The sequence below is a fragment of the Streptomyces sp. NPDC107581 genome (assembly GCF_055657175.1).
In genome coordinates this window covers 487,386-512,030 of the sequence record NZ_JBVKBH010000003.1, presented here as the reverse complement: position 1 = coordinate 512,030, position 24,645 = coordinate 487,386, and the positions used below count along the sequence as shown (strand labels likewise).

19 protein-coding genes and 2 tRNA genes are annotated in these 24,645 nt (G+C 69.5%); 18 read left to right on the top strand and 3 right to left on the bottom strand.

Features of this window, described 5'->3' with window-relative positions; genetic code table 11:
- Positions 1-135: 135 nt before the first annotated feature.
- Entirely contained in the window at positions 136-1,308 is a 1,173-nt protein-coding gene (locus ACZ7P3_RS09030) for a SpoIIE family protein phosphatase (RefSeq protein ID WP_472080030.1), read from the top strand.
- Positions 1,309-1,503: 195 nt separating this feature from the next.
- Entirely contained in the window at positions 1,504-1,959 is a 456-nt protein-coding gene (locus ACZ7P3_RS09025; protein ID WP_472080029.1) for an HD domain-containing protein, read from the top strand.
- A gap of 1 nt (position 1,960) precedes the next feature.
- Here ACZ7P3_RS09025 and ACZ7P3_RS09020 read toward each other — a convergent pair whose 3' ends face one another.
- Entirely contained in the window at positions 1,961-3,154 is a 1,194-nt protein-coding gene (locus tag ACZ7P3_RS09020) for an acyltransferase family protein (RefSeq protein ID WP_472080028.1), read from the bottom strand.
- A 439-nt stretch (positions 3,155-3,593) separates the two neighbouring features.
- Between ACZ7P3_RS09020 and ACZ7P3_RS09015 the strand changes: the two genes are divergently transcribed.
- Positions 3,594-3,788, top strand: a complete 195-nt coding sequence (locus ACZ7P3_RS09015; RefSeq protein ID WP_472080027.1) for a hypothetical protein — start codon at positions 3,594-3,596, stop codon at positions 3,786-3,788.
- Between the two features lie 57 nt (positions 3,789-3,845).
- A complete protein-coding gene (locus ACZ7P3_RS09010; protein ID WP_472080026.1) occupies positions 3,846-6,002 on the top strand; it encodes a protein kinase domain-containing protein in 2,157 nt (718 codons plus the stop codon).
- Between the two features lie 272 nt (positions 6,003-6,274).
- On the opposite strand, the gene ACZ7P3_RS09005 is transcribed toward ACZ7P3_RS09010, so the two are convergent.
- Positions 6,275-6,345 (bottom strand) — tRNA-Gly (locus ACZ7P3_RS09005).
- Between the two features lie 162 nt (positions 6,346-6,507).
- Here ACZ7P3_RS09005 and ACZ7P3_RS09000 point away from each other — a divergent pair.
- The 5 genes from ACZ7P3_RS09000 to clpX all read left to right on the top strand — a co-directional run bounded on the left by ACZ7P3_RS09000 (position 6,508) and on the right by clpX (position 11,432).
- Positions 6,508-6,584, top strand: a tRNA-Pro gene (locus tag ACZ7P3_RS09000).
- Positions 6,585-6,763: 179 nt separating this feature from the next.
- Positions 6,764-8,158: a trigger factor gene (gene tig / locus ACZ7P3_RS08995; RefSeq protein WP_472080025.1), complete on the top strand. Its 1,395-nt coding sequence runs from the start codon at positions 6,764-6,766 to the stop codon at positions 8,156-8,158.
- A gap of 475 nt (positions 8,159-8,633) precedes the next feature.
- Complete coding sequence (locus tag ACZ7P3_RS08990; protein WP_472080318.1) at positions 8,634-9,239, top strand: ATP-dependent Clp protease proteolytic subunit; 606 nt, start codon at positions 8,634-8,636, stop codon at positions 9,237-9,239.
- Positions 9,240-9,309: 70 nt separating this feature from the next.
- Positions 9,310-9,975: an ATP-dependent Clp protease proteolytic subunit gene (locus ACZ7P3_RS08985; protein WP_472080024.1), complete on the top strand. Its 666-nt coding sequence runs from the start codon at positions 9,310-9,312 to the stop codon at positions 9,973-9,975.
- Between the two features lie 170 nt (positions 9,976-10,145).
- Positions 10,146-11,432 (top strand): ATP-dependent Clp protease ATP-binding subunit ClpX, encoded by a 1,287-nt coding sequence (gene clpX, locus ACZ7P3_RS08980; RefSeq protein WP_472080023.1) that lies wholly within the window; start codon positions 10,146-10,148, stop codon positions 11,430-11,432.
- 141 nt (positions 11,433-11,573) lie between these two features.
- On the opposite strand, the gene ACZ7P3_RS08975 is transcribed toward clpX, so the two are convergent.
- Entirely contained in the window at positions 11,574-12,560 is a 987-nt protein-coding gene (locus tag ACZ7P3_RS08975) for a hypothetical protein (protein ID WP_472080022.1), read from the bottom strand.
- A 137-nt stretch (positions 12,561-12,697) separates the two neighbouring features.
- Here ACZ7P3_RS08975 and ACZ7P3_RS08970 point away from each other — a divergent pair, with 137 nt between their 5' ends.
- The 9 genes from ACZ7P3_RS08970 (at position 12,698) to rodA (ending at position 24,614) form a co-directional block, all read left to right on the top strand.
- Positions 12,698-15,322, top strand: coding sequence for a valine--tRNA ligase (locus ACZ7P3_RS08970; protein WP_472080021.1), 2,625 nt, complete (start codon positions 12,698-12,700; stop codon positions 15,320-15,322).
- Positions 15,323-15,552: 230 nt separating this feature from the next.
- The gene (folC, locus tag ACZ7P3_RS08965; RefSeq protein ID WP_472080020.1) at positions 15,553-17,067 is read left to right on the top strand and encodes a bifunctional tetrahydrofolate synthase/dihydrofolate synthase; all 1,515 of its coding nucleotides are present in this window, start codon (positions 15,553-15,555) and stop codon (positions 17,065-17,067) included.
- 9 nt (positions 17,068-17,076) lie between these two features.
- On the top strand, positions 17,077-17,448 hold the full coding sequence (locus ACZ7P3_RS08960; RefSeq protein WP_472080019.1) for a DUF4233 domain-containing protein: 372 nt from the start codon (positions 17,077-17,079) through the stop codon (positions 17,446-17,448).
- Between the two features lie 62 nt (positions 17,449-17,510).
- Positions 17,511-17,924 carry a nucleoside-diphosphate kinase gene (ndk, locus tag ACZ7P3_RS08955; protein ID WP_472080018.1) on the top strand — a complete coding sequence of 138 codons (414 nt, stop codon included), beginning with the start codon at positions 17,511-17,513 and terminating at the stop codon, positions 17,922-17,924.
- Between the two features lie 314 nt (positions 17,925-18,238).
- On the top strand, positions 18,239-19,258 hold the full coding sequence (locus tag ACZ7P3_RS08950; protein WP_086693298.1) for a rod shape-determining protein: 1,020 nt from the start codon (positions 18,239-18,241) through the stop codon (positions 19,256-19,258).
- A gap of 164 nt (positions 19,259-19,422) precedes the next feature.
- Entirely contained in the window at positions 19,423-20,361 is a 939-nt protein-coding gene (gene mreC / locus ACZ7P3_RS08945; RefSeq protein ID WP_472080017.1) for a rod shape-determining protein MreC, read from the top strand.
- 16 nt (positions 20,362-20,377) lie between these two features.
- Positions 20,378-21,055, top strand: a complete 678-nt coding sequence (gene mreD, locus ACZ7P3_RS08940) for a rod shape-determining protein MreD (RefSeq protein ID WP_472080016.1) — start codon at positions 20,378-20,380, stop codon at positions 21,053-21,055.
- 116 nt (positions 21,056-21,171) lie between these two features.
- Positions 21,172-23,421, top strand: coding sequence for a penicillin-binding protein 2 (mrdA, locus tag ACZ7P3_RS08935; RefSeq protein ID WP_472080015.1), 2,250 nt, complete (start codon positions 21,172-21,174; stop codon positions 23,419-23,421).
- Entirely contained in the window at positions 23,418-24,614 is a 1,197-nt protein-coding gene (rodA, locus tag ACZ7P3_RS08930) for a rod shape-determining protein RodA (protein ID WP_472080014.1), read from the top strand. Before mrdA ends, rodA begins: the two co-directional genes overlap by 4 nt.
- Positions 24,615-24,645: the final 31 nt, after the last annotated feature.

The window sequence follows — 24,645 nt, the reverse complement described above, 5'->3', positions numbered from 1 at the left end:
TTTCTCCCGGGCGGCGGCACGACGGCCCTCCGTGCCGTTCACTGTGAAGTCGAACCGCGAAGTTGCGCCTCTCACGGGGGACAAGTGGGACCTCCCGTGCCAAGCGGCTGGTCCGATGGATAGGGTCCCGAACTAATGGCAGCAGGACGAGAGCGGCGCTCGAAGGCCGATACGTTCACGGCCCGGTGGAAGATGCAGTGGCACCGGGCCCGCGTCGGCCTGCGCAGAAGCGCCGTGGACTACTTCCGCGGCGACGGCTCGGACTGGATCGCGCTCGCCGGGCTGCTGATCACCATCCCCGTCCTCGCCGCCATGACCCTCGCCAACTCGGTGTGGTGCTCCCCGGCCACCCTGGTGCTGCCGATCGTCGCGGGCGGCCTGCTGCTGCGCCCGGCGAGCCTGCTCGGCCTGTACGCGACGGCTGCCACCGCGCTGATCGTGGAGTCGGTGCGGCTCGGCCCGTACACGGAGGGGCCCTCGCGGGTCACCCCGGGCGTGGTCCTCGTGGTCGCCGCGTGCGGATTCTTCGGGCTGCTGACCGCGCAGTTCCGCAGCCGGGTCGGTGTGCCCTGGCGGCGCGGCGGCACCATGCTCTTCGACCTGCGCGAGCGCATCCGGGTGCAGAGCAAGCTGCCGAAGCTGCCGCAGGGCTGGCACCACGAGATGGCGCTGCGCCCGGCCGGCGGCCAGTCCTTCTCCGGTGACTTCGTCGTCGCCGCCCGGACGAACGGCGGCCGCACCCTGGAGGTCGTCCTCACGGACGTCTCCGGCAAGGGCATGGACGCCGCATCGCGTGCGCTGCTGCTGTCGGGGGCGTTCGGGGGCCTGCTGGGCTCCCTCCCTCCGCACGCCTTCCTCCCGGCCGCCAACGGCTACCTGCTCCGCCAGGACTGGGACGAGGGCTTCGCCACCTCCATCCATCTGGTCCTGGACCTGGACTCCGGGGACTACGAGCTGTACTCCGCGGGCCACCCGCCGGGGCTGCAGCTGAGCGCCGGCAGCGGCCGCTGGGAGGAGAAGGCCGCCGAAGGCCCGCTGCTGGGTGTCTACGACGGCGCCCAGTTCGACCCCGTGAAGGGCTCGCTGCGGCCGGGTGACGTGGTGATGCTGTTCACGGACGGTCTGGTGGAGACCTCCGAGCGGGACATCGTCGAGGGCATCGACCGGCTCACCGGCGAGGCCGACCGGTATGTCGCCGGCGGCTTCCACGGCGCCGCCTGGCACCTCATCGAGGCGGTCGCGAAGGACGTCAACGACGACCGTGCCCTGCTGCTGATCTGCCGGGAGGCATCGGCACCCGCCCACTGAGCCGGCCCGGCGGACAGCCGTCCCGGCTCGCTCGGCCGACCTGGCGGACAGCCGTCCCCGCCCGCTCGGCCGACCTGGCGGACAGGCATCCCGGCCTGCTCAGCCAGCCCGGCGTACACCCCCCGGCGCGCTGACCGTGCGGGCGGACAGCCACCCCGGCCCCGGGGCGGCGCCGCGTCGGGAGAAACTGGCCGGGTGACCGAGACGTACCTCACCCCGGCAGATGTCGAGGAACTCGCCCGCAGGGCCCACGCAGGCCAGACCGACAAGGCGGGACGGCCCTACGCCGAGCACCTCGCCGCCGTCGCCGAGGGCGTACGGGCCCGCGGCGGGGACGCCGAGCAGATCGCGGCGGCCTGGCTGCACGACGCCGTCGAGGACGACGCGCTGTCGGAGGAGTGGCTGACGGCCGCCGCCCTGACCCCGCGCACCAAGGCCGTCGTGCGTGCCCTCACCAAGAGGCCGGGGGAGGAGCCGGAGGCGTACGCGCGCCGGATCCTCGCCACTCCGGGCGCACTGCTGGTGAAGGAGGCCGACCTGGCCCACAACGCCGACCCGGGCCGCCTCGCCGTCCTCGACGGGCCGACCCGGAAGCGGCTGACCGAGAAGTACACGCGGATGCGCGCACTTCTCGGTCTTGAACAGGAGTGAGTCAGGCGCCGACCTTCTCGCGCTCCCGCTCCCGTTCCTTCTTCTGGCGCTCGCGGGCCAGTTCGCCCGCGTCCTGCCTGAAGGCCCATTCCATCTTCGGCTCCATGGCGAAGCGGAACACCCGCTGCACCGGCGGGGTGCACAGCAGTGTGACGGCGGCGGCCGCGAGGAGGGTCACCACGATCTCGCCGAGCGGACGGTGCAGCCAGGCGTGGTCGAACCAGCCCCGGTAGTCGGCGAACTTCACCAGGAAGCCGTGCAGCAGATAGCCGTACAGCGTGCCCGCGCCCAGGGCCGTGAACCACATCCGGCGGCTCGGCACCCAGGCGAAGAAACAGGCGGTCAGCAGCAGCGAGCAGCCCAGCATCGCGAGGACCATCACCGGGCCGCACCACCACGGGGCGCCCAGCTCCTGCGCGGAGTCGCGGTGGTAGAACCACGCGGTGTTCATGCGCGGCACGGCCCACCAGCCGATCGCGAGGGCGGCGGCGAACACCGGCACCGAGGCGATCCGCACCGAGCGGCGCCGCACCAGCCGGAAGTGCTCGGGCTTCATGCACAGGCCGAGCACGAAGTAGGGGAGGAACTGCAGGACGCGCTGGAGGTCGAGATCGTCACCGATGCTCGGGGTGACGGAGGCCAGCATGGCGATGCCGATGGCGACCGGGAGCGGCCGGCGCACCAGTTTCCAGACGGGGGTGGTGAGCCGCCAGACGAAGAGGGCCACCAGGAACCAGGTCAGATACCAGGGATCGAGGAGGCTGATCTCCTCGTGGGAGCCCACGACGGCGTTCTTGAAGAGCGGGTACGCGGTCTCGAAGACGACGTACGGCACGGCGACACCGGTGATCAGCCGCTTGAGCCGGTCCGGGCGCATGTCGAAACTGCGCGAGAAGAAGCCGGAGATGATGATGAACGCCGGCATGTGGAAGGTGTACACGACCGTGTACAAGCCCTCCAGGATCCGGCTGTCGCCCTTCAACGGCTCCCAGGAGTGCCCCATCGCGACCAGCACGATCGCCAGGTACTTGGCGTTGTCGAAGAAGGAGTCGCGCTGTTTGCCCGGTCTGTCCTGCGCCGGCTGCCGCCCCTGCGCACTCGTCGGGGTACGCGGGCCGGGCACTCCGTCCGCCGGCGACTGTGCCGGGGGGAGCGGGCTGCGGTTCTGGCCGGAGGACGAGGCGGCGTCAAACATCTCAGGCACCCTAGCGTCGACTGCGGGATTTCGTAAAACCCCCGTGGTCATTCCTGGTTATCACCTTCGGATACCCGCTGATTTACCTGACTTGCCACCCCTGTCCACGTGACCGTGGGCACATCAAAGCCCGCCGTTCACCCTTGATGTCCCCATTCATCCCGACTAATTGGGGCATACGTCACCTCTGTGTCATCAATTCGAATTACCTGCGCACAAGATGTGTGGGCATGGAAACCAAGTCGCTCAATTCCCTGTGGCGGAGTGCGCGGGTGCCCTGTCGAATTACTGTGCGGCCCGTCGCCCGCTTCGGGCGCTTGTTCAACGTTGCGTCACGAGCCGCATGCTGCGGGCGGGTTGGTGGCACGATGGTTCCGGGCGGGGGTGCGCGGGGTACCTCCGGGCCGGGAGAGCGGACCGACCGAGGGTGTGATCAGTTGTGGCCATTTCACTGTCCGTGGTGCTGATGTTGGCGATCATCCTTGTCGTGCTGATCAGAGGGGGCAACATCAAGACCGGCCCGGCCATCGTCGCCGTGCTCTTCGGTTTCTTCCTTGCCTCGACCGGTATGGCGCCGTCCATCAACCGGTTCCTGAACTCGATAGCCGAGACCATCAACCAGATCAACTTCTGACCCGGCGGGGCGGGCCGGCGGAGTTGGACAACTGAAACAGCGGGGAGACGTACGGGGATGGCGTTGCGCGACTCGGACCCGGCCGAAGTGGGCGGATACCGGATCGAGGACCGCCTCGGCAGCGGTGGTATGGGTGTGGTCTATCTCGCCCGCTCGGACTCCGGCCGTCGGCTCGCTCTGAAGGTCGTGCACGGCCAGTACGCCGACGACGACGAGTTCCGCACCCGCTTCAGCCGCGAGGTGGCAGCCGCCCGTCGGGTCAGCGGCGCCTTCACGGCACCCATGGTGGACGCTGACGCCGACGCGCCGCACCCCTGGATGGCCACGCTCTACATACCCGGCGAGGACCTCGGCACCCATGTCCGCCGGCACGGCCCGCTGCCGCCCCGCCGACTGCGTGAACTCGCCGCCGGCCTCGCCGAGGCCCTGCGCGACATCCACCGCGCGGGCGTGGTTCACCGGGACCTGAAACCGGCCAATGTGATGCTGGCCGAGGACGGCCCCCGGGTCATCGACTTCGGCATCTCCCGGGCCGCCGACTCCGCCCCGGCCGACGCCCTCACGCAGACGGGCCGCGTGATGGGCACCCCGCCCTTCATGTCCCCCGAGCAGTTCACCTCTCCGCACGACGTCGGCCCCGCCGCCGATGTCTTCTCCCTCGGCGCGGTCCTGGTGTACGCGGCCACCCGGCACGGCCCCTTCGACAGCGCGAACCCCTGGGAGACGGCGACGAAGGTCGTCGAGGGCGAACCCGAACTCGACGGGCTTCCCGATGATCTGCTCCCCTTCGTCCGCCTCTGCCTGGAAAAGCACCCCAAGTCCCGCCCTGCCCCCGGCGAACTCCTGACCCTGCTCCGCGAGGGCCGGCTGCCCGCGCCGAGGCAGCGCCCCGAGTCGCCGGATGCCGCCGAGCCGGTCCGGCCGCGCGGGCGCCGCCGCAGAGGGTGGATGGTCGCCGGGGCCGTCGCCGCCGTCCTGGCCGCACTCGTCGGCACCGCGGTCGCCGTCTCCGGCGGCGGCGGTGCCCCCGGCGACCTTCCGGCCGGCTGGCACGCCTGGCACCGGCAGTCGAAGAACCCCACCGCCGGCGACGCGGACTCCGTGGCCCCCACCGGCGCCTTCAGCCGCTGTGCCGCCGCCGGCACCTCCCTGGTCTGCGCCGGCGACAGCCTCATGGCCACCCGCTTCGCTCTGGCCGACGGCCGCAACACCTGGGCCTACCCGCTCGACCCCACGCCCAGCGACAACGGCGGCGGCACCGGCGGCACGGTCATCGGCACCCGCGCCGGAGGCGTCTACGTCTGGGGTGCCGACGACCACACGCCCGACGGCGACACACGGACGTCCCTGACCCGCTACTCGGTCCAGGCGGTCCGGTCCGACACCGGCAAGGTGCTGTGGAAGACGGTCACCGGCGACGGCGACACGGCCGCCGGTGGCGACGGGGACAACGCCGTCGCCACCGCGCAGGGGGTCATCAGCGTCTACGGCGACAGGGGCGAGTCGTACGCCCTGCTCGGCGCCTCCGACGGCAAGGTCCGCTGGAAGCACCCCCTGCGGTACTCGAACGTGAACCAGAAGGGCGCCTGCCTGCTGAGCGGCGCCGCGGGGCGCGCGTATCTCCTGTGCGGATCCTTCGGCAAGGGCTACGACGTCACCCGCACCAGCATCTCCCTGCTCGACGCGGCCACCGGCCGGCCCCGCTGGACGGTGTCGGCCAAGGGCGCGCTCAGCGTCCTCGGCGAGAGCGACGGCCACCTCGTGCTGTCCGACGGCACCCGCACGCTGCACACCCTGACCCTGCTCGACATCTCCTCGCACGTCGTGACGGCCGTGAAGCTGTCCCACGCCGAGTCCGCCATGAACGGCATCCACCTGGAGGGCGGGACCGTCTACTTCACCTTCACCAGCGGCAGTGTCCACGCCTTCTCGCCGCGCACCGGCCGGCTGCTGTGGCGGACCAACTCCACCGTCGAGCAGCCCGGCCCGCCGACCGCCGCGGCCGGGCGCCTCTACCTGGCCTCCCCGACCGGCCGCCTGGCCGCCCTCGACCCGCACACCGGCAAGGTCATGGCCACCCTCCCGGGCCGCGACGACGGAGGCACCGCCGACTCCACCGGCCCGGCCGGCGCCCCCCTGGTCCGCGTCGGCGACGCCCTCTACGTGCCCTACGGCCTCCGCTCCGTCTACACGGTGAACATCCGAAACCTGTGAGCCGACCCGAGCGGCCCGGGGCCGCTCTGCGACGTTCCCCGCCGCTCGCCACCCGATCGGGTACAGGGGAGACACGGTGCACGCCCGCCGCCCGCTGCCGCGTGATCTACGGCTCACCCCACCCGGGGACGCGCATCATGCTGTGCACCGGCACCCGGGTTCGCTCGGCAACGCATCGATCCCATGGACCCGTACGGCCCCTCGGCAGCCCGCGGAAACAATCAGGGCCAGGTCAGAGGATTGCTCCTCTGACCTGGCCCTGAGTCGTACAGAGCGGGCGACGGGAATCGAACCCGCGTAGCTAGTTTGGAAGACTAGGGCTCTACCATTGAGCTACGCCCGCAACAACGCGCCACAGGTCGGTGACCGCGGCACTGCAGAGCATCGTAGCGGGTCGCCCGCCACGGAAGCCAACGTGTTGGGCTGCGGAGATGTCACGCGCGCGGCGCCGGGGAAAGCGGCCGACGGATCCGGCCCGGGCATGTACCCTACGTGTCGCACCAGACGGGGTGTGGCGCAGCTTGGTAGCGCGTCCGCTTTGGGAGCGGAAGGCCGTGGGTTCAAATCCCGCCACCCCGACCACCGGCTCACGTCACCGTGATGATCGCCTTTTGGGGCGCTGAGCGGCTGCGGTTACTATGCAAGCTGCGCGCCCGTGTGTCCCGGCCCACTAGGCCTACGAACTCTCCCGGGCGGCGAAATCCGCCGGACCAGTCTGGCTCCGGCAGAAACCAAGAAGTCAGCCACAAGGAGACCGAACCGTGAAGAGCGCCGTGGAGACCCTGAACCCGACCCGGGTTCGGCTCACTGTCGAGGTGCCCTTCGAGGAGCTCAAGGACAGCCTCGACGCGGCGTACAAGAAGATCAACCAGCAGGTCACGGTGAAGGGCTTCCGCAAGGGCAAGATCCCGGCCCGCGTCATCGACCAGCGGTTCGGCCGCGGTGCGGTGCTGGAGGAGGCCGTCAACGACGCGCTCCCGAAGTTCTACACCGAGGCGGTCAACGAGGCCGAGCTGAGCCCGCTGGGCCAGCCCGACGTCGACATCACGGAGCTGAAGGACGGCGAGACGCTGAACTTCACCGCCGAGGTCGACGTCCGCCCGGCCCTGGAGATCCCGGACTACTCCGGCATCGAGGTCGAGGTCGACGCCGTCGACGTCACCGACGAGGACATCGAGAAGTCGGTCGAGCAGCTGCGCGAGCGCTTCGCCTCCACCTCCCCGGTCGAGCGCGCCGCCGAGGACGGTGACGTGGTCACCCTCGACCTGGAGGCCAAGGTCGACGGCGAGGTCCTCGAGGACGGCGTCGCCAGCGGTGTCTCCTACACGATCGGCTCCGGCGAGCTGCTCGACGGCATCGACGACGCCGTCAAGGGCCTGGAGGCCGGTGGCGAGGCCACCTTCGCCTCCGAGCTGAAGGGCGGCTCCGCCGCGGGCAAGGAGGCCGAGGTCACCGTCAAGGTCACCCAGGTCGCCGCCCGTGAACTGCCCGAGCTGGACGACGAGTTCGCGCAGCTCGCCTCCGAGTTCGACACCCTGGACGAGCTGAAGGCCGACAGCCGCAAGCGCCTGGCCAACATGAAGCAGTACGACCAGGCCACCCAGGCCCAGGAGCGTGTCCTGGAGAAGCTCCTCGAGCTGGTCGAGGTCCCGGTCCCCGAGAAGCTGCTCGAGGACGAGATCAACACCCGCAAGCACAACCTGGAGCACCACCAGCTCGGCCAGATGGGCCTCGACCTCGCGAAGTACCTGGAGATCCAGGGCAAGACCGCCGAGGAGTTCGAGACCGAGACCCGCGAGGCCGCGGTCAAGGGCATCAAGACCCAGTTCGTCCTCGACGAGCTGGTCAAGAAGGAGAACCTCAACGTCAACCAGGAGGAGCTCACCGAGCACCTCATGCGGCGTGCGGCCTCCTCCGGCATGTCCCCCGACCAGTTCGCCCAGGCCGTCGTCGAGGGTGGCCAGGTGCCGCTGCTCGTCGGCGAGGTCGCCCGCGGCAAGGCCCTGGCCGTCGTGGTCGAGGCCGCCACGGTGAAGGACACCAACGGCGAGGTCGTCGACCTGGACGACGAGGACGAGGCCGAGGCCGCCACGGAGACCGTGGAGGCCGTCGAGGGCGCCGTCGAGACCGCGGACGAGGAGAAGGCCGAGGGCTGAGTCCCACGGCGTCTCTGACGACGTAGACGGGCCCTGGGGACTGCCCCGGGGCCCGTTCGTCGTACCGGGGACCGTCGGGTGTCGTCTCGGGGCTGTCGGGTGTCGTACCCGGCCACTGAGTGTCGTACCGGTGGCACCGAGTGCCGTACGGGGGGCACCGGGGGCGGGTCCCGGCCCCAGGGGCGCCGGGCCCTGTCGGCATGCGGCTCCGCCGCGGGCCGTGACAGGCCCCCGCGCGCCCGTGCCCCGACTGCGGCCGCACCACCCCCGCGAAGCGATCCGGTCGCCGGGCGGAGCCTCTACGCCCCCGGCGAACACCCGCTTCTCCGGGATTCCCCGAAGGGACCCGCGCGTTAGGGTCCATGAATACGGGGGCAGGGGAGTCTCCTGAAGCCCCCCGGCAGGACCCCGCAGGGAACACGTGAGACGGCCCGGCGCCGTCGTAAGACGAGCAGGTGGATACGTGACGAATCTGATGCCCTCCGCCGCCGGCGAGCCTTCCATCGGTGGTGGCCTCGGTGACCAGGTCTACAACCGGCTGCTCGGCGAGCGGATCATCTTCCTCGGCCAGCAGGTCGACGACGACATCGCCAACAAGATCACCGCTCAGCTGCTGCTCCTTGCCGCCGACCCGGACAAGGACATCTTCCTCTACATCAACAGCCCAGGTGGCTCGGTGACGGCCGGCATGGCGATCTACGACACCATGCAGTACATCCCGAACGACGTGGTCACGATCGGTATGGGCATGGCGGCCTCGATGGGGCAGTTCCTGCTCACCGGCGGCACCGCCGGCAAGCGCTTCGCCCTGCCGCACACCGACATCATGATGCACCAGGGCTCCGCGGGTCTGGGCGGTACGGTCTCGGACATCAAGATCCAGGCCCAGTACCTGCTGCGTACGAAGAAGACCATGTCCGAGCTGACCGCGCTGCACTCCGGCCAGACCGTCGAGACGATCGTGCGTGACGGCGACCGCGACCGCTGGTTCACCCCGGAAGAGGCCAAGGAGTACGGTCTCATTGACGAGATCATCACGCACGCCTCGGGTGTTCCGGGAGGCGGCGGCACCGGTGCCTGACCGGCCCGGCCACGCCAGGCACCGCCACGACCCCAGCTCCCAGAACGCCACCAGGACGGTGAACACCCTCATGAGCAACTTCCCCGGCGCCGCCAGCGGCCTGTACGAAGGGCCCCGGCCCGACAGCCGCTACGTCATCCCGCGCTTCGTCGAGCGCACCTCCCAGGGCATCCGCGAGTACGACCCGTACGCGAAGCTCTTCGAGGAGCGCGTGATCTTCCTGGGCGTCCAGATCGACGACGCCTCCGCCAACGACGTCATGGCACAGCTGCTGTGCCTGGAGTCGATGGACCCCGACCGGGACATCTCGATCTACATCAACAGCCCCGGCGGCGACATGACCGCCCTCACGGCGATCTACGACACGATGCAGTTCGTGAAGCCCGACATCCAGACGGTGTGCATGGGCCAGGCGGCCTCCGCCGCGGCCATCCTGCTCGCCGCCGGTACGCCCGGTAAGCGCATGGCGCTGCCGAACTCGCGCGTGCTGATCCACCAGCCGGCCGGCTCCACCGGCCGCGGCCAGCTCTCCGACCTGGAGATCATCGCCAACGAGTTCACCCGGATGCGGGACCAGCTGGAGTCCATGCTGGCCAAGCACTCCAACCGGCCGATCGAGAAGGTCCGCGAGGACATCGAGCGCGACAAGATCCTCACGGCCGAGGAAGCGCTCGAGTACGGCATCGTCGACCAGATCATCTCCACCCGGAAGATGAACAACGAATCGGTCCGCTGACCCTGAGCGGCATCTCTCGGGCCCCCTTGGCAGGGTGCACGTCAAAGTGAACCCTGCCAAGGGGGACCCGAACACAGGGCCCGGCAAGGTACCGTCGGACATAAGGCAGCACCAGGAGCCGCTGGACTCGAAAGCGTCCGGGCGTCTCCCAGGCGAAGGGGAAGCACACCGTGGCACGCATCGGTGACGGCGGCGATCTGCTCAAGTGCTCGTTCTGCGGCAAGAGCCAGAAGCAGGTCAAGAAGCTCATCGCAGGGCCCGGTGTGTACATCTGCGACGAGTGCATCGATCTCTGCAACGAGATCATCGAGGAGGAGCTCGCCGAGACGAGCGAGGTGCGCTGGGAGGAGCTCCCGAAGCCCCGCGAGATCTACGAGTTCCTGGAGGGCTACGTGGTGGGCCAGGAGCCCGCCAAGAAGGCCCTCTCCGTCGCGGTGTACAACCACTACAAGCGGGTCCAGGCGGGTGAGAACGGCGGCGCCCAAGGCCGCGACGACGCCATCGAGTTGGCGAAGTCCAACATCCTGCTCCTCGGCCCCACGGGCTCCGGCAAGACCCTGCTCGCACAGACCCTGGCCCGCATGCTGAACGTGCCGTTCGCGATCGCCGACGCGACGGCGCTCACGGAGGCGGGCTATGTCGGCGAGGACGTCGAGAACATCCTCCTGAAGCTGATCCAGGCGGCCGACTACGACGTCAAGAAGGCCGAGACCGGGATCATCTACATCGACGAGATCGACAAGGTCGCGCGGAAGAGTGAAAACCCTTCCATCACCCGGGACGTCTCGGGCGAGGGCGTGCAGCAGGCCCTGCTGAAGATCCTGGAGGGCACCACGGCCTCGGTCCCGCCCCAGGGCGGCCGCAAGCACCCCCACCAGGAGTTCATCCAGATCGACACGACGAACGTCCTGTTCATCGTGGGCGGTGCCTTCGCGGGCCTGGAGAAGATCATCGAGTCCCGGGCGGGCGCGAAGGGCATCGGCTTCGGCGCCACGATCCGCTCCAAGCGCGAGCTGGAGTCCAAGGACGTCTTCGAGGACGTCATGCCGGAGGACCTGGTCAAGTTCGGCATGATCCCGGAGTTCATCGGCCGCCTCCCGGTGATCACGTCGGTCCACAACCTGGACCGGGAGGCCCTGCTCCAGATCCTGGTGGAACCCCGCAACGCGCTCGTCAAGCAGTACCAGCGCCTCTTCGAACTCGACGGCGTGGAACTGGACTTCGAGCGCGAGGCCCTGGAGGCCATCGCCGACCAGGCCATCCTCCGCCAGACCGGCGCCCGCGGCCTGCGCGCCATCATGGAGGAAGTCCTCATGTCCGTGATGTACGAGGTCCCGTCCCGCAAGGATGTCGCCCGCGTCGTCATCACGGCCGACGTGGTCCACTCCAACGTCAACCCGACCCTGATCCCGCGTGACGCGCGGGGGCGGGGTTCGGGGGAGCAGAAGACCGCGTAGGCGGTCCGAACCGACGCAGAAGCGTTCCGACACGACAGAGGGGCGCCCGGTGAGTCCGGGCGCCCCTTCGTCTGTCCTGGGGCCGCAACAGAAGGGCCCCGGCCGTCGACCGGCCAGGGCTCCGTCCGGGTGCGGGAGGTGCTACGCCTTGACGCGCACGTCCTTGCGGAGCTTGGCGGTGATCTCCGCGGCGTCGCCGAGGGACATGCCCTTGCCCGCCATGGCGCTGGCCAGGTCGGCGTTGATGGTCACGCCGATGGTGCTGTGGTCGCCCCAGATGCACACCGGCATGATCATCTGCTTCGGGCCCGCGGAACTGGCGTCCGATCCACTCATGTCCAGCTTCACGGACTGGCACTTCATGACGGCGCCGTCGAGGTCGGCCGGCTCCTGCTTCTCGGGGCTGCCGACCAGCGTGCCCTTGGTGTCGTCGCTGCTCTGGTCCTTCTGGGACTCCTCCTTCATGTGGGCGAACATCGCGTCGACGACGGCCGTCGGGTCGTCGATCTGGCCGTAGACGCCGCCGAACTTCAGCATCTTCATGGTGAGCGGGCTGCTCTTGTCGCCGGACTGGTATTCCGCGCCCACCGACTTGGCGTTCTTGACGCCGGCCTTCCGGGCGGCCGACACATCGCTGTCCGTCATGGCGTCGTCGTCGGAGCTGCCGTTCTTCTTGTACTCGTCGTTGATCACGGCGGCCGGGGTGATCAGCTTGTGCGGGCCGTCGTCCGCGACGTCACCGCCGCTGTTGCCCTTGAGCAGGAAAGCCGCGCCGACCGCGATCGCCGCCACGACCGCCACCGCGCCGATGATCAGCCCGGTCTTCTTCTTGCCGCCGCCCGGAGCCGGCGGCTGCGGCACGCCGTAGGGCTGCTGGCCGTAAGGCTGCTGCTGGCCGTAGGGGTTCGGCTGCTGCCCGTACGGGCCCGGCTGCTGCGGCGCGCCCTGCTGCGGGTAGCCGTACCCGGGCTGCGGCGGGGCCGCAGGGGCCTGCTGGGGGTAGCCGTAGCCGGGCTGGGGAGCCTGCGGCTGCTGGCCGTAGGGGCCCTGCTGGCCGTAGGGACCAGGCTGCCCCGGCTGGCCGTAGGGGCCCGGCTGGCCGTATGGGCCCGGCTGGTTGTTGCTCATTTCTGGGATCCCCCTTGGACGCTTATGTGTTCCTGACATCCTGGCCCAGGCCCCGGAACCACAAGGCACCGGGGGTCTCACCGTTACAGAACAAACGCGTTTCGGGACCACCCCGTGACACCTCTAAACTGACCCTCGTGACCGAGAACGCTCATCAGCAGCCACCCGCGCCCGACTCCGAACTGCCGACCCAGTACGCGCCGGCCGATGTAGAGGGGCCGCTGTACGAGCGCTGGGTGGAGCGGGGTTACTTCGAGGCGGACGAGAAGAGCGACAAGCCTCCGTTCACCGTCGTCATCCCGCCGCCGAACGTCACCGGCAGCCTGCACCTGGGCCATGCCTTCGAGCACACCCTCATCGACGCCCTGACCCGCCGTAAGCGCATGCAGGGCTACGAGACGCTGTGGCAGCCGGGCATGGACCACGCCGGCATCGCCACGCAGAACGTCGTCGAGCGCGAGCTGGGCAAGGAGGGCAAGTCCCGGCACGACCTGGGCCGCGAGGCCTTCGTCGAGCGCGTCTGGCAGTGGAAGGCCGAGTCCGGCGGCCAGATCAGCGGGCAGATGCGGCGCCTGGGCGACGGCGTCGCCTGGTCGCGTGAGCGCTTCACCATGGACGAGGGCCTGTCGCAGGCCGTCCAGACCATCTTCAAGCGGCTCTACGACGACGAGCTGATCTACCGCGCCGAGCGCATCATCAACTGGTGCCCCCGCTGCCTGACGGCGATCTCGGACATCGAGGTCGAGTACCAGGACGACGACGGCGAGCTGGTCTCCATGACGTACGGGGACGGGGACGAGACCATCGTCGTCGCCACCACCCGTGCCGAGACCATGCTCGGTGACACCGCCGTCGCCGTTCACCCCGAGGACGAGCGGTACAAGCACCTGATCGGCAAGCTCATCAAGCTGCCGCTGACCGACCGTTCCATCCCCGTCGTCGCGGACGAGCACGTCGACCCCGAGTTCGGCACCGGCGCCGTCAAGGTCACCCCGGCCCACGACCCGAACGACTTCGAGATCGGGCAGCGGCACGACCTGCCGTCCATCACCGTGATGGACGAGCACGCCGTCATCACCACCCCCGGCCCCTTCCAGGGCCTGGACCGGCTGGAGGCCCGCTCCGCCATCGTCGGCGCGCTGCGCGCCGAGGGCCGGATCGTCGCCGAGAAGCGGCCGTACGTCCACAGCGTCGGGCACTGCTCGCGCTGCAAGACGACGATCGAGCCCCGTCTGTCCATGCAGTGGTGGGTCAAGGTCGGCCCGCTGGCCAAGGCCGCCGGTGACGCCGTCCGCGAGGGCAAGGTCAAGATCCATCCGCAGGAGATGGAGAAGCGCTACTTCGACTGGGTCGACAACCTCCACGACTGGTGCATCTCGCGGCAGTTGTGGTGGGGCCACCGGATTCCCGTCTGGTACGGCCCGGACGGCGAAGTCGTCTGCGTCGGCCCCGACGAGGAGCCGCCCGGCGGCGCGGGCTGGCACCAGGACACCGACGTCCTCGACACCTGGTTCTCCTCCGGCCTGTGGCCCTTCTCCACGCTGGGCTGGCCCGGGCAGACCGAGTCGCTCGCGAAGTTCTACCCGAACTCCGTCCTGGTCACCGGCTACGACATCCTCTTCTTCTGGGTCGCCCGGATGATGATGTTCGGCCTCTACGCGATGGACGGCACCCCGCCGTTCCACACCATCGCCCTGCACGGCATGGTCCGCGACCAGTTCGGCAAGAAGATGTCGAAGTCCTTCGGCAACGCGGTCAACCCGCTGGACTGGATGGACAAGTACGGCTCCGACGCGCTCCGGTTCACCCTCGCGCGCGGCGCCAACCCCGGCGTCGACGTCCCGATCGGCGAGGACTGGGTCCAGGGCTCCCGCAACTTCGCCAACAAGATCTGGAACGCGACGCGCTTCGCGCTGATGAACGGCGCGACGGTGGACGGCCCGCTGCCGGAGCCGTCGGCGATGTCGGCGACGGACCGCTGGATCCTGTCCCGCCTCAACTCGGTGATCGCCGAGGTCGACGCGTACTACGACGACTTCCAGTTCGCCAAGCTGTCCGACGCCCTCTTCCACTTCGCGTGGGACGAGGTCTTCGACTGGTACGTCGAGCTGTCCAAGACGACGTTCCAGGCGGGCGGCGAGGCTGCCGAGGTCAGCAAGCGGGTCCTGGGCCACGTCCTCGACGTCACCCTCAAGCTGCTGCACCCGGTCGTCCCGTTCGTCACGGAGACCCTCTGGACCACCCTCACGGGCGGCGAGTCGGTCGTCATCGCCGAGTGGCCCGAGGACAGCGGCTTCCGCGACGCGGCGGCCGAGGGGGAGATCGAGAGCCTCCAGTCCGTCATCACCGAGGTCCGCCGTTTCCGCGCCGACCAGGGTCTGCAGCCGGGCCAGCGGGTCCCGGCCCGCCTGACCCTCGACGGCACGGCACTGGCCCCGCACGAGGCGGCCATCCGCCAGCTGCTGCGCCTGCAGCCGGAGGGCGAGTCCTTCACGGCCACGGCCACCCTGCCGGTCTCCGGCGCCGAGGTCGCCCTCGACCTCTCCGGCACGATCGACGTGGCGGCCGAGCGCAAGCGCCTCGCGAAGGACCTGGCCGCCGCCGAGAAGGAGAAGGCCCAGGCCACGGCCAAGCTCGGCAACGAGGCGTTCCTGGCCAAGGCCCCGGACCAGGTGGTCGACAAGATCCGCACCCGCCTGGCCAAGGCGGACGAGGACATCGCCCGCATCCAGGCCCAGCTGGACCGCCTCCCGCAGGCGTAGGGTCCGCAACGTCCACGAAGGCCCCCGGTGCGCACAGCCGCCGGGGGCCTTCGCCGGCCCTACCCGGGGCCTTCGCCGACACCACCGGGAACCTTCGCCGGCCCTCAGGAGCACGGGGAACCGCGCGGCCGGCCCCCGACGGCCCGCACCCGGACGGCATGCCACGCCGCCCCGAACCGGCCCGAAGAGCCACCGCACCCTTTGTCACCGCGGCTCCGTAGACTGGCCCCGTGAGCGACCATCCCGGCACCAGCGACACCCCCGACCCCCTCGACGCCTTCGAAGAACTGATCGCCGAGGAAACCGACCGCGACCCCGACCTCGCCGTGATCGAGGCCGGCAGCCGCACCCTGCGGACGCAGGGCGGGCCGCTGCAGGCCGACGTACCCGCGCGGCCGGAGGACCCGGAGGTCGACAAGGCCCTGCGCGAGGTCGAGACGGACCTGGCCACCCGCTGGGGCGAGACCAAGCTGGAGCCCTCCGTCAGCCGCATCGCCGCGCTGATGGACGTGCTGGGCGAGCCGCAGCGCTCGTACCCCTCCATCCACATCACGGGGACGAACGGCAAGACCTCCACCGCCCGCATGATCGAGGCCCTGCTGGGCGCCTTCGATCTGCGCACCGGCCGGTACACCAGCCCCCATGTGCAGTCGATCACCGAGCGGATCAGCCTGGACGGCGCCCCGATCTCCGCCGAGCGGTTCATCGAGACGTACCAGGACATCAAGCCGTACATCGAGATGGTCGACGCGCAGCAGGAGTACCGGCTGTCCTTCTTCGAGGTGCTCACCGCCATGGCCTACGCCGCCTTCGCGGACGCGCCGGTCGACGTCGCCGTGGTCGAGGTCGGCATGGGCGGCAGCTGGGACGCGACGAACGTGATCGACGGCGATGTCGCCGTGATCACCCCCATCGGGCTCGATCACACCGACCGGCTGGGGGAGACGCCGGGCGAGATCGCCGGTGAGAAGGGCGGCATCATCAAGCAGGACGCGACCGTGATCCTGGCGCAGCAGCCGGTGGACGCGGCGCAGGTGCTGCTGAAGAAGGCCGTCGAGGTGGACGCCACCGTGGCCCGGGAGGGCCTGGAGTTCGGCGTCGTGGCCCGGCAGGTCGCGGTCGGCGGGCAGCTGCTCACCCTGCGCGGTCTGGGCGGCGAGTACCCCGAGGTGTACCTGCCCCTGCACGGCGCGTACCAGGCGCACAACGCGGCCGTGGCGCTCGCCGCCGCCGAGGCGTTCTTCGGCGTCGGCGCGCTGCGGGCGGAGCCGCTGGACATCGACTCCGTCCGCAAGGCCTTCGCCGCCGTGTCCTCGCCGGGCCGTCTGGAGGTCGTACGGCGGTCTCCGACGATCGTGCTGGACGCCGCGCACAATCCGGCGGGTGCGGAGGCCACCGCCGAGGCCGTGCGCGAGGCGTTCGACTTCAGCCGGCTGATCGGTGTGGTCGGGGCGAGCGCCGACAAGAACGTCCGGGGGCTGCTGGAGGCCTTCGAGCCGATCTTCGCCGAGGTCGTCGTCACACAGAACTCCACCCACCGGGCGATGGACGCGGACGAGCTGGCCGCGATCGCCGTCGAGGTGTTCGGAGAGGACCGGGTCCAGGTCGAGCCGCGGCTGCCCGAGGCTCTGGAGGCCGCGATCACGCTGGCCGAGGAGGAGGGCGAGTTCACGGGCGGTGGCGTGCTGGTCACCGGCTCGGTCATCACGGTGGGCGAGGCCCGCCTGCTGCTGGGGAAGGGCTGAGGTTCCGCCGTGCGTACGCTCTGTTCATCGACGCTGATCGGTGAGTTCTGCATCATCGGGTTCGCCGGGCTCGTGGCCATGAAGGACCCGGATCTGTCCTCGTCGACGGTGTGGCTGGTCAGCGGTATCGCCATGGCCCTGTGCGTGCTGCTGTGCGGCATGGTGACCCGGCCGGGCGGTGTCGCCCTCGGCTGGGCCCTGCAGCTCGCCCTGATCGCCTCCGGCGTCTTCGTCCCGACGATGTACTTCATGGGCGCGGTCTTCGCGGCCCTGTGGTGGGCGTCGGTGCACTACGGCAGAAAGATCGACGAGGCCAAGGCCCGCTTCGCGGCGCAGGCCGAGTCCTCCTCGGCTTCCTCCCCTGCACCTGACGCTGCGTGACGGCAACGCGAACACGCCCTGTAACCTCGTCCCACCGCACACGTCAGTCGTAAGGAGCCCCCGTGACTCAGCGCACCCTCGTCCTGCTCAAGCCCGACGCCGTCCGTCGCGGCCTGACCGGCGAGATCATCAGCCGGATCGAGCGCAAGGCCGGCTGGCAGATCACCGCGCTGGAGCTGCGCTCCCTGGACCGGGCCACGCTGGAGCAGCACTACGCGGAGCACGTCGGCAAGCCGTTCTACGAGCCGCTGGTGGAGTTCATGTCCTCCGGCCCGGTGGTCGTCCTGATCGCCGAGGGCGAGCGGGTCATCGAGGGCGTGCGCGCCCTGGCCGGCCCGACCGACCCGATCGCGGCCGCCCCCGGCTCCATCCGCGGTGACTACGGCGTGATCGTCCGCGAGAACCTGATCCACGCGTCCGACTCGGAGGAGTCCGCCGAACGCGAGGTGAAGATCTTCTTCCCCGGCCGCGCCTGAGAGGCCACCCGGCGGATTTTCCGCGAATTTTTCTGAGGGGGCGTCAGCCCTGCTCGGGGACCCTGACCTGGGACGGCCGTACGTTTTCGGCCGTCCTTTGGCATATGCGTTGCCGATCGGGGGAACGTGTGCCCCCGAAGGGCCGTCTCCACAAGCGAGGCGACGCGCCATCTGATGACAATGGCGGAGACCCTCGCGCAGTGTTCGTGCAGGCGCGTTTACGATGGAAGCCTTCACGTCACAGCGCCCGCCTAGCCGTCCTGACATGCCCTCAAAAGTTCGGGAAGGCCAGATGAATCCGGATGGGGAACTCAATGTCGTTCATCGGCCGTGACATGGCTGTCGACCTCGGGACCGCCAACACGCTGGTGTACGTCAGGGGTCGCGGAATCGTACTCAACGAGCCGTCCGTCGTCGCGATCAACACCAACACCGGCGGCATCCTCGCGGTCGGTGCCGAAGCGAAGAAGATGATCGGCCGGACGCCGGGCAACATCGTCGCGGTGCGCCCGCTGAAGGACGGCGTGATCGCCGACTTCGAGATCACCGAGCGGATGCTCCGCTACTTCATCCTGAAGATCCACAAGCGGCGCTATCTCGCCCGGCCGAGGGTCGTCGTCTGTGTGCCCTCGGGCATCACGGGCGTCGAGCGCCGTGCCGTCATCGAGGCGTCCTCCCAGGCCGGTGCCCGCCAGGTGCACATCATCGAGGAGCCCATGGCCGCGGCCATCGGCTCCGGCCTGCCGGTCCACGAGGCCACGGGCAACATGGTGGTGGACATCGGCGGCGGCACCACGGAGGTCGCGGTCATCTCGCTCGGCGGCATCGTCACCGCTCAGTCCATCCGCGTCGCGGGCGACGAACTGGACAACGCGATCATCCAGTACATCAAGAAGGAGTACAGCCTTCTGCTGGGCGAGCGGACGGCCGAGCAGATCAAGATCACCATCGGTTCGGCCTACGAACTCGACTCCGACGAGCACACCGAGGTCCGGGGCCGGGATCTGGTCTCCGGACTGCCGAAGACCGTCGTCATCTCGGCCGCCGAGGTCCGCAAGGCGATCGAGGAGCCGGTCAACGCGATCGTCGACGCGGTCAAGACGACCCTCGACAAGTGCCCGCCGGAGCTGTCCGGCGACATCATGGACAGGGGAATCGTTCTGACCGGCGGCGGAGCGCTGCTGCGCGGCCTGGACGAGCGGCTGCGCCGGGAGACCGGCATGCCGATCCACATCGCCGAGGACCCGCTGGACAGCGTGGCGCTCGGCTCCGGCAAGTGCGTCGAGGAGTTCGAGGCACTCCAGCAGGTGCTGGACGCCCAGCCCCGCAGATGAAGCAACTCTTCGGTTCCGCCGTACGAGATGATCTCCTCTCGTACGGCGGATCGTTGATATTGAGGCATAAGCTCCCACAAATGGGCCCCTTGGGCTTGCGCCTCGCAAGTGGCGCCTCGAGGGGTCCCCGAATTCCTACTTGAGGAAGGGCACGGCCGCCGCACGTGAGGGACACGAAAGAGAGCCGGCTGCTCCTGGTCCTGCTGATCGCCATCGCGTTCGCGCTGATCACGGTGGACATCCGCGGAGGCCGGAACTCACCGGTCGACGGTGCCCGGCAGGCCGCGGCCGCGGCGTTCGGCCCGATCGAGAACGGGCTGTCCTCGGCGGTCGACCCGGTCGGCAACGCCGTCTCCGCCATCCGCGACTCCGGCGGCCGCCACGACCGGCTCGCCACGCTGGAGAAGGAGAACGCGGCCCTCAAGGCGAAGCTCGGCAGCGACGACCGCAGCCGCAGCCGCCTCAAGCAGCTCGACAAGATGCTGAAGATCGCCGGCGAGGGCCAGTACGGCATCAAGGGCGCCCAGGTCATCGCCATAGGGTCGGCGCAGGGCTTCTCCTGGACCATCACCATCGACGTCGGCGCGAGCGACGGCATCAAGCGCGACATGACCGTGCTGAACGGCGACGGTCTGGTCGGCCGGGTCACGACGGTCGGCCCGAACACGTCCACCGTGCTCCTCGCCAACGACCCCGACTTCACCGTCGGCACCCGCATGGAGGGCAGCGACGAACTCGGCTTCGCCTCCGGGCAGGGCGACCGCCCGCTGCGCGTGGAACTCCTCAACGGCAAGGCCGAGGTGAAGAAGGGCGACCGGCTCGTCACCTTCGGCTCCCAGGCCGACAAGCCGTTCGTGCCCGGTGTGCCGGTCGGCGTGGTCTCCCGCGTCGACCCCTCCGGCGGCGGCCTCACCCGCACGCTGTACGTCACGCCGTACGTCGGCTTCACCAAGCTCGACATCGTCGGCGTGGTCGTCGAGGCCCCGAAGCAGGACCCGCGGGACGAGGTCCTGCCGACCAAGCCCAAGCCGATCCCGACGCCGACGGTGACCGTCACGGTCACCCCGTCGGCCAACGCACCCGAAGACGGCGAGCAGCAGTAGGAGCTGAGCTTTTCCCATGCGTGTCAACCGGATCCTGCTCTCCAGCGCACTGGTCGTCGTCGCCCTGGTGATCCAGGTCAGCGTCCTGGCGCGGCTGCATCTGCCGGGCGCCGTCCCGGACCTGCTGCTGCTCACCGTCCTCGGCCTCGCCATGGTGTACGGCCATGTGGGCGGGGCCCTCGTCGGCTTCGGCGCCGGCCTGCTCGCCGACCTCGCCCCGCCCGCCGACCACGCGGCCGGCCGCTATGCGCTCGTGCTGTGCGTCATCGGCTACTTCGCCGGACTCGTCAAGCCGGAGAACGGCCGTCTGAAGTCGGCGACCGGCCCGATGGCCGTCGTGGTCGCCGCCGCCGTCGGCTCCACACTGCTGTACGCCGGTGTCGGTGCCCTGGTCGGCGACACGGCCGCCCGCCATGTCGGCCTGACCGGCCTGCTGTTCTCGGCCGCCCTGTACGACCTGCTGCTCGCGCCGTTCGTGGTCCCCGGGATCATGTGGCTGGCCCGCCGCTCCGACAACGACCCGCTCGCGGATGGGGGCCCCGCCGCCAAGGCCGGCGACATCTCCTCCGGCTGGCTCTCCTCGGGCACCGGCCTGCGGATCGGCAGCCAGCGCGGCGGCCTCGGCGCGCTGAAGGCCAAGGCCCGCACCCGCTCGACCCGGGTCGGCCGCATCAAGGGGGTCAAGCGGCTGTGAGCACGGATGAGTTCACCCGAACGGGGAAGCCACGGTGGAACGCGGCCTCACAGGCTGGTCGTTCATCATTCGTACGCGCACACGCATCCGCGCACTGAGAGGGGGAGACAGCCGCAGTGACCAACATTCCCGAGACCGGACGGACCCCACGCGTCCAGACCCGGCTCGTCGTGATCCAGATCCTCGTCCTCTCCCTGCTCGGCACGCTCGGCGGCCGTCTGTGGTACCTCCAGATCCGCCAGGGCGCCGAGTACCAGAGGGAGGCCTCCGGCAACCACGTCCAGCAGGTCGTCGACCCGGCCGTGCGCGGTGACATCCTGGACGCCCGGGGCGTGCCGCTCGCCGACAACGAGACCCGTCTGGTCGTCTCCGCGTCCCGCACCGACCTGCTCAAGCAGAAGGACGACGGCAGAGCCGTCCTCACCAAGCTGGCCGGCGTCCTCGGCATCAAGCCCGAGGACGTCATGCAGAAGGTCCGGCTGTGCGACGCCAAGACCCCCCAGCCCTGCTGGAACGGCTCGCCGTACCAGCCGATCCCGATCACCGACGAGGCCACGCCCAAGCAGGCCCTGCAGATCCGCGAGCGCGCCGAGGACTTCCCCGGCATCACCGCCGAGCCGGAGGCCGTGCGCCGCTACCCGGGCCCGGGCAAGTCCAACTCCTCCCAGGTCCTCGGCTACCTCTCGCCGGTCACCGACGACGAGATCCAGCAGGCCAAGGACACCGACTCGCCCTATCTGCGCTCCGACATGGTCGGCCGCTCGGGCCTGGAGCGCCAGTACGACAAGGTGCTGCGCGGCAAGGCCGGCGTGACCCGCTACGAGGTGGACAATCTCGGCCGGGTCATCGGCAAGGCCAAGTCGGACGCCGCTGAATCCGGTTCCAACCTGGTCACCAGCATCGACTCCCGGGTGCAGCGCGTCGCCGAGTACGAGCTGAACAAGGCCATGAAGAAGGCCCGCGAGCAGTTCGACAAGATCACCGGCGAGAACTACAAGGCCGACTCCGGTGCCGTCGTCGTGGAGGAGGCCAAGACCGGCCGGATCGTCGCCATGGCCTCCGCCCCGACCTACGACCCGAACGTGTGGGTGGGCGGCATCTCCGCCAAGGACTACAAGGCCCTCACCGGCAAGAACTCCGACTACCCGCTGCTGAACCGGGCCATACAGGGCCAGGCCGCGCCCGGCTCGACCTTCAAGGTGGTCTCCACGGCCGCCGCGGTCCAGGCCGGCTACGTCTGGGACGGCGGCTACCCGTGCACCAGCTCCTACTCGGTGGGCGGCCAGGTCTTCAAGAACTTCGAGGGCGAGAACTTCGGCCCGATCTCCCTCGGCCGCGCCCTGGAGGTCTCCTGCGACACGGTCTTCTACGGCCTCGCGGACCGGGAGTGGAAGAAGGACGGCGGCATCAACCCCAAGAAGGGGGAGCCCAAGGACTACTTCTTCAAGACCGCCCACCAGTTCGGCCTCGGCAAGGAGACCGGCGTCGACCTGCCCAACGAGGTCACCGGCCGCGTCCCCGACCGCCAGTGGAAGCTGGACTACTGGAAGGCCAACAAGGACGCCTGGTGCAAGTCCGGCAAGAAGGACGGCACCTACGTCGAGAAGATCGCGTACGAGAACTGCCTCGAAGGCAACAAGATGCGCGAGGGTGACGAGATCAACTACTCCATCGGCCAGGGCGACACCCTCGTCACCCCGATCCAGGAGGCCGCGATCTACGGCGCCGTCGCCAACGGCGGCACCATGTACCAGCCCACCATCGGCAAGGCGGTCATCAGCGCGGACGGCAAGACCGTGCGGGAGATCAAGCCGACGAAGAAGGGCAGGCTGCCGGTCAGCCAGGCCACCCTCAAGGGCATGAACGACGCCTTCGCCGGCGTCATCACCCGCGGTACCGCCGCCTGGAAGTTCGGCGGCTGGCCCCAGGACAAGATCCCGCTGCACGCCAAGACCGGTACCGCCGAGGTCTACGGCAAGCAGACCACGTCCTGGCTGGCCACCTACTCCAAGGACTACACGGTGATCATGACGATCGCCCAGGCCGGTACGGGTTCCGGAGCCTCCGGTGAGGCCGTGCGCAACATCTACAGCGCGCTCTACGGCGTCCAGGGCGACGGCTCCATCGACACCAAGAAGGCGCTGCTGCCCGAGCCCCAGAAGAGCCTGCCGAAGGTCCGCACGGACGGCACGATCAGCGCCCCGAAGATCACCGGTGACCCGGGCAAGGACGCCGAGGCCTTCCAGAAGGACAACCCCACCAACGGGGACGACCAGCAGCCCGCCACCAGCCCCTCGCCCACCACGGGCAACAGCAACACCCGCAGGCGGCCGCGCCGGAGGGGAAGCCGGAGGATGCTCACATGACCGGCAACAGCTTCTCCGTCTCCGGCTACGGCCCCGAGCGGGCCGGCTGGACCAGGGTCTTCGCCCGTGACTCCCTGGCCCGAAGGCTCGACTGGCCGATGCTGCTCGCCGCCGTGGCGCTGTCGCTGATCGGCTCCCTGCTGGTGTACTCGGCCACCCGCAACCGCACCGAGATCAACCAGGGCGACCCGTACTACTTCCTGATCCGGCACATCATGAACACCGGCATCGGGCTCGCCCTGATGATCGCCACGGTCTGGCTCGGCCACCGCGCCCTGCGCAACGCGGTGCCGATCCTCTACGGCCTGTCGGTCTTCGGCATCCTCGCCGTGCTCACCCCGCTCGGCTCCACCGTCAACGGCGCGCACTCCTGGATCGTGCTCGGCGGCGGCTTCTCGCTGCAGCCCTCCGAATTCGTGAAGATCACGATCATCCTGGGCATGGCGATGCTGCTCGCGACCCGGGTGGACGCCGGCGACAAGAAGCACCCCGACCACCGCACGGTGGTGCAGGCCCTGGGACTGGCCGCCGTACCGATCCTGATCGTGCTCCTCATGCCCGACCTCGGCTCGGTCATGGTCATGGTGATCATCATCCTGGGCGTGCTGCTCGCCTCCGGGGCCTCCAACCGGTGGGTCTTCGGTCTGATCGCCGCGGGCGCCATCGGTGCGATCGCCGTCTGGCAGCTGCACATCCTGGACGCCTACCAGATCAACCGCTTCGCGGCCTTCGCCAATCCGGACCTGGACCCCGCGGGCGTGGGCTACAACACCAACCAGGCCCGCATCGCCATCGGCTCCGGAGGTCTGACCGGCGCGGGCCTGTTCCACGGTTCGCAGACCACCGGCCAGTTCGTCCCCGAGCAGCAGACGGACTTCGTCTTCACGGTCGCGGGGGAGGAGCTGGGCTTCCTCGGCGCGGGCCTGATCATCTTCCTGCTCGGCGTGGTCCTGTGGCGCGCCTGCCGGATCGCCCGCGACTCGGCCGAGCTGTACGGCACGGTCGTCGCCGCCGGCATCGTCGCCTGGTTCGCCTTCCAGGCGTTCGAGAACATCGGCATGACCCTCGGCATCATGCCGGTCACCGGTCTGCCCCTGCCGTTCGTGTCCTACGGCGGCTCGTCGATGTTCGCGGTGTGGGTGGCGGTGGGACTGCTCCAGTCGATCAAGGTGCAGCGACCGATGTCCGCCTAAGGACGTTCACCGGGTGAATGGCGGGAGTTTT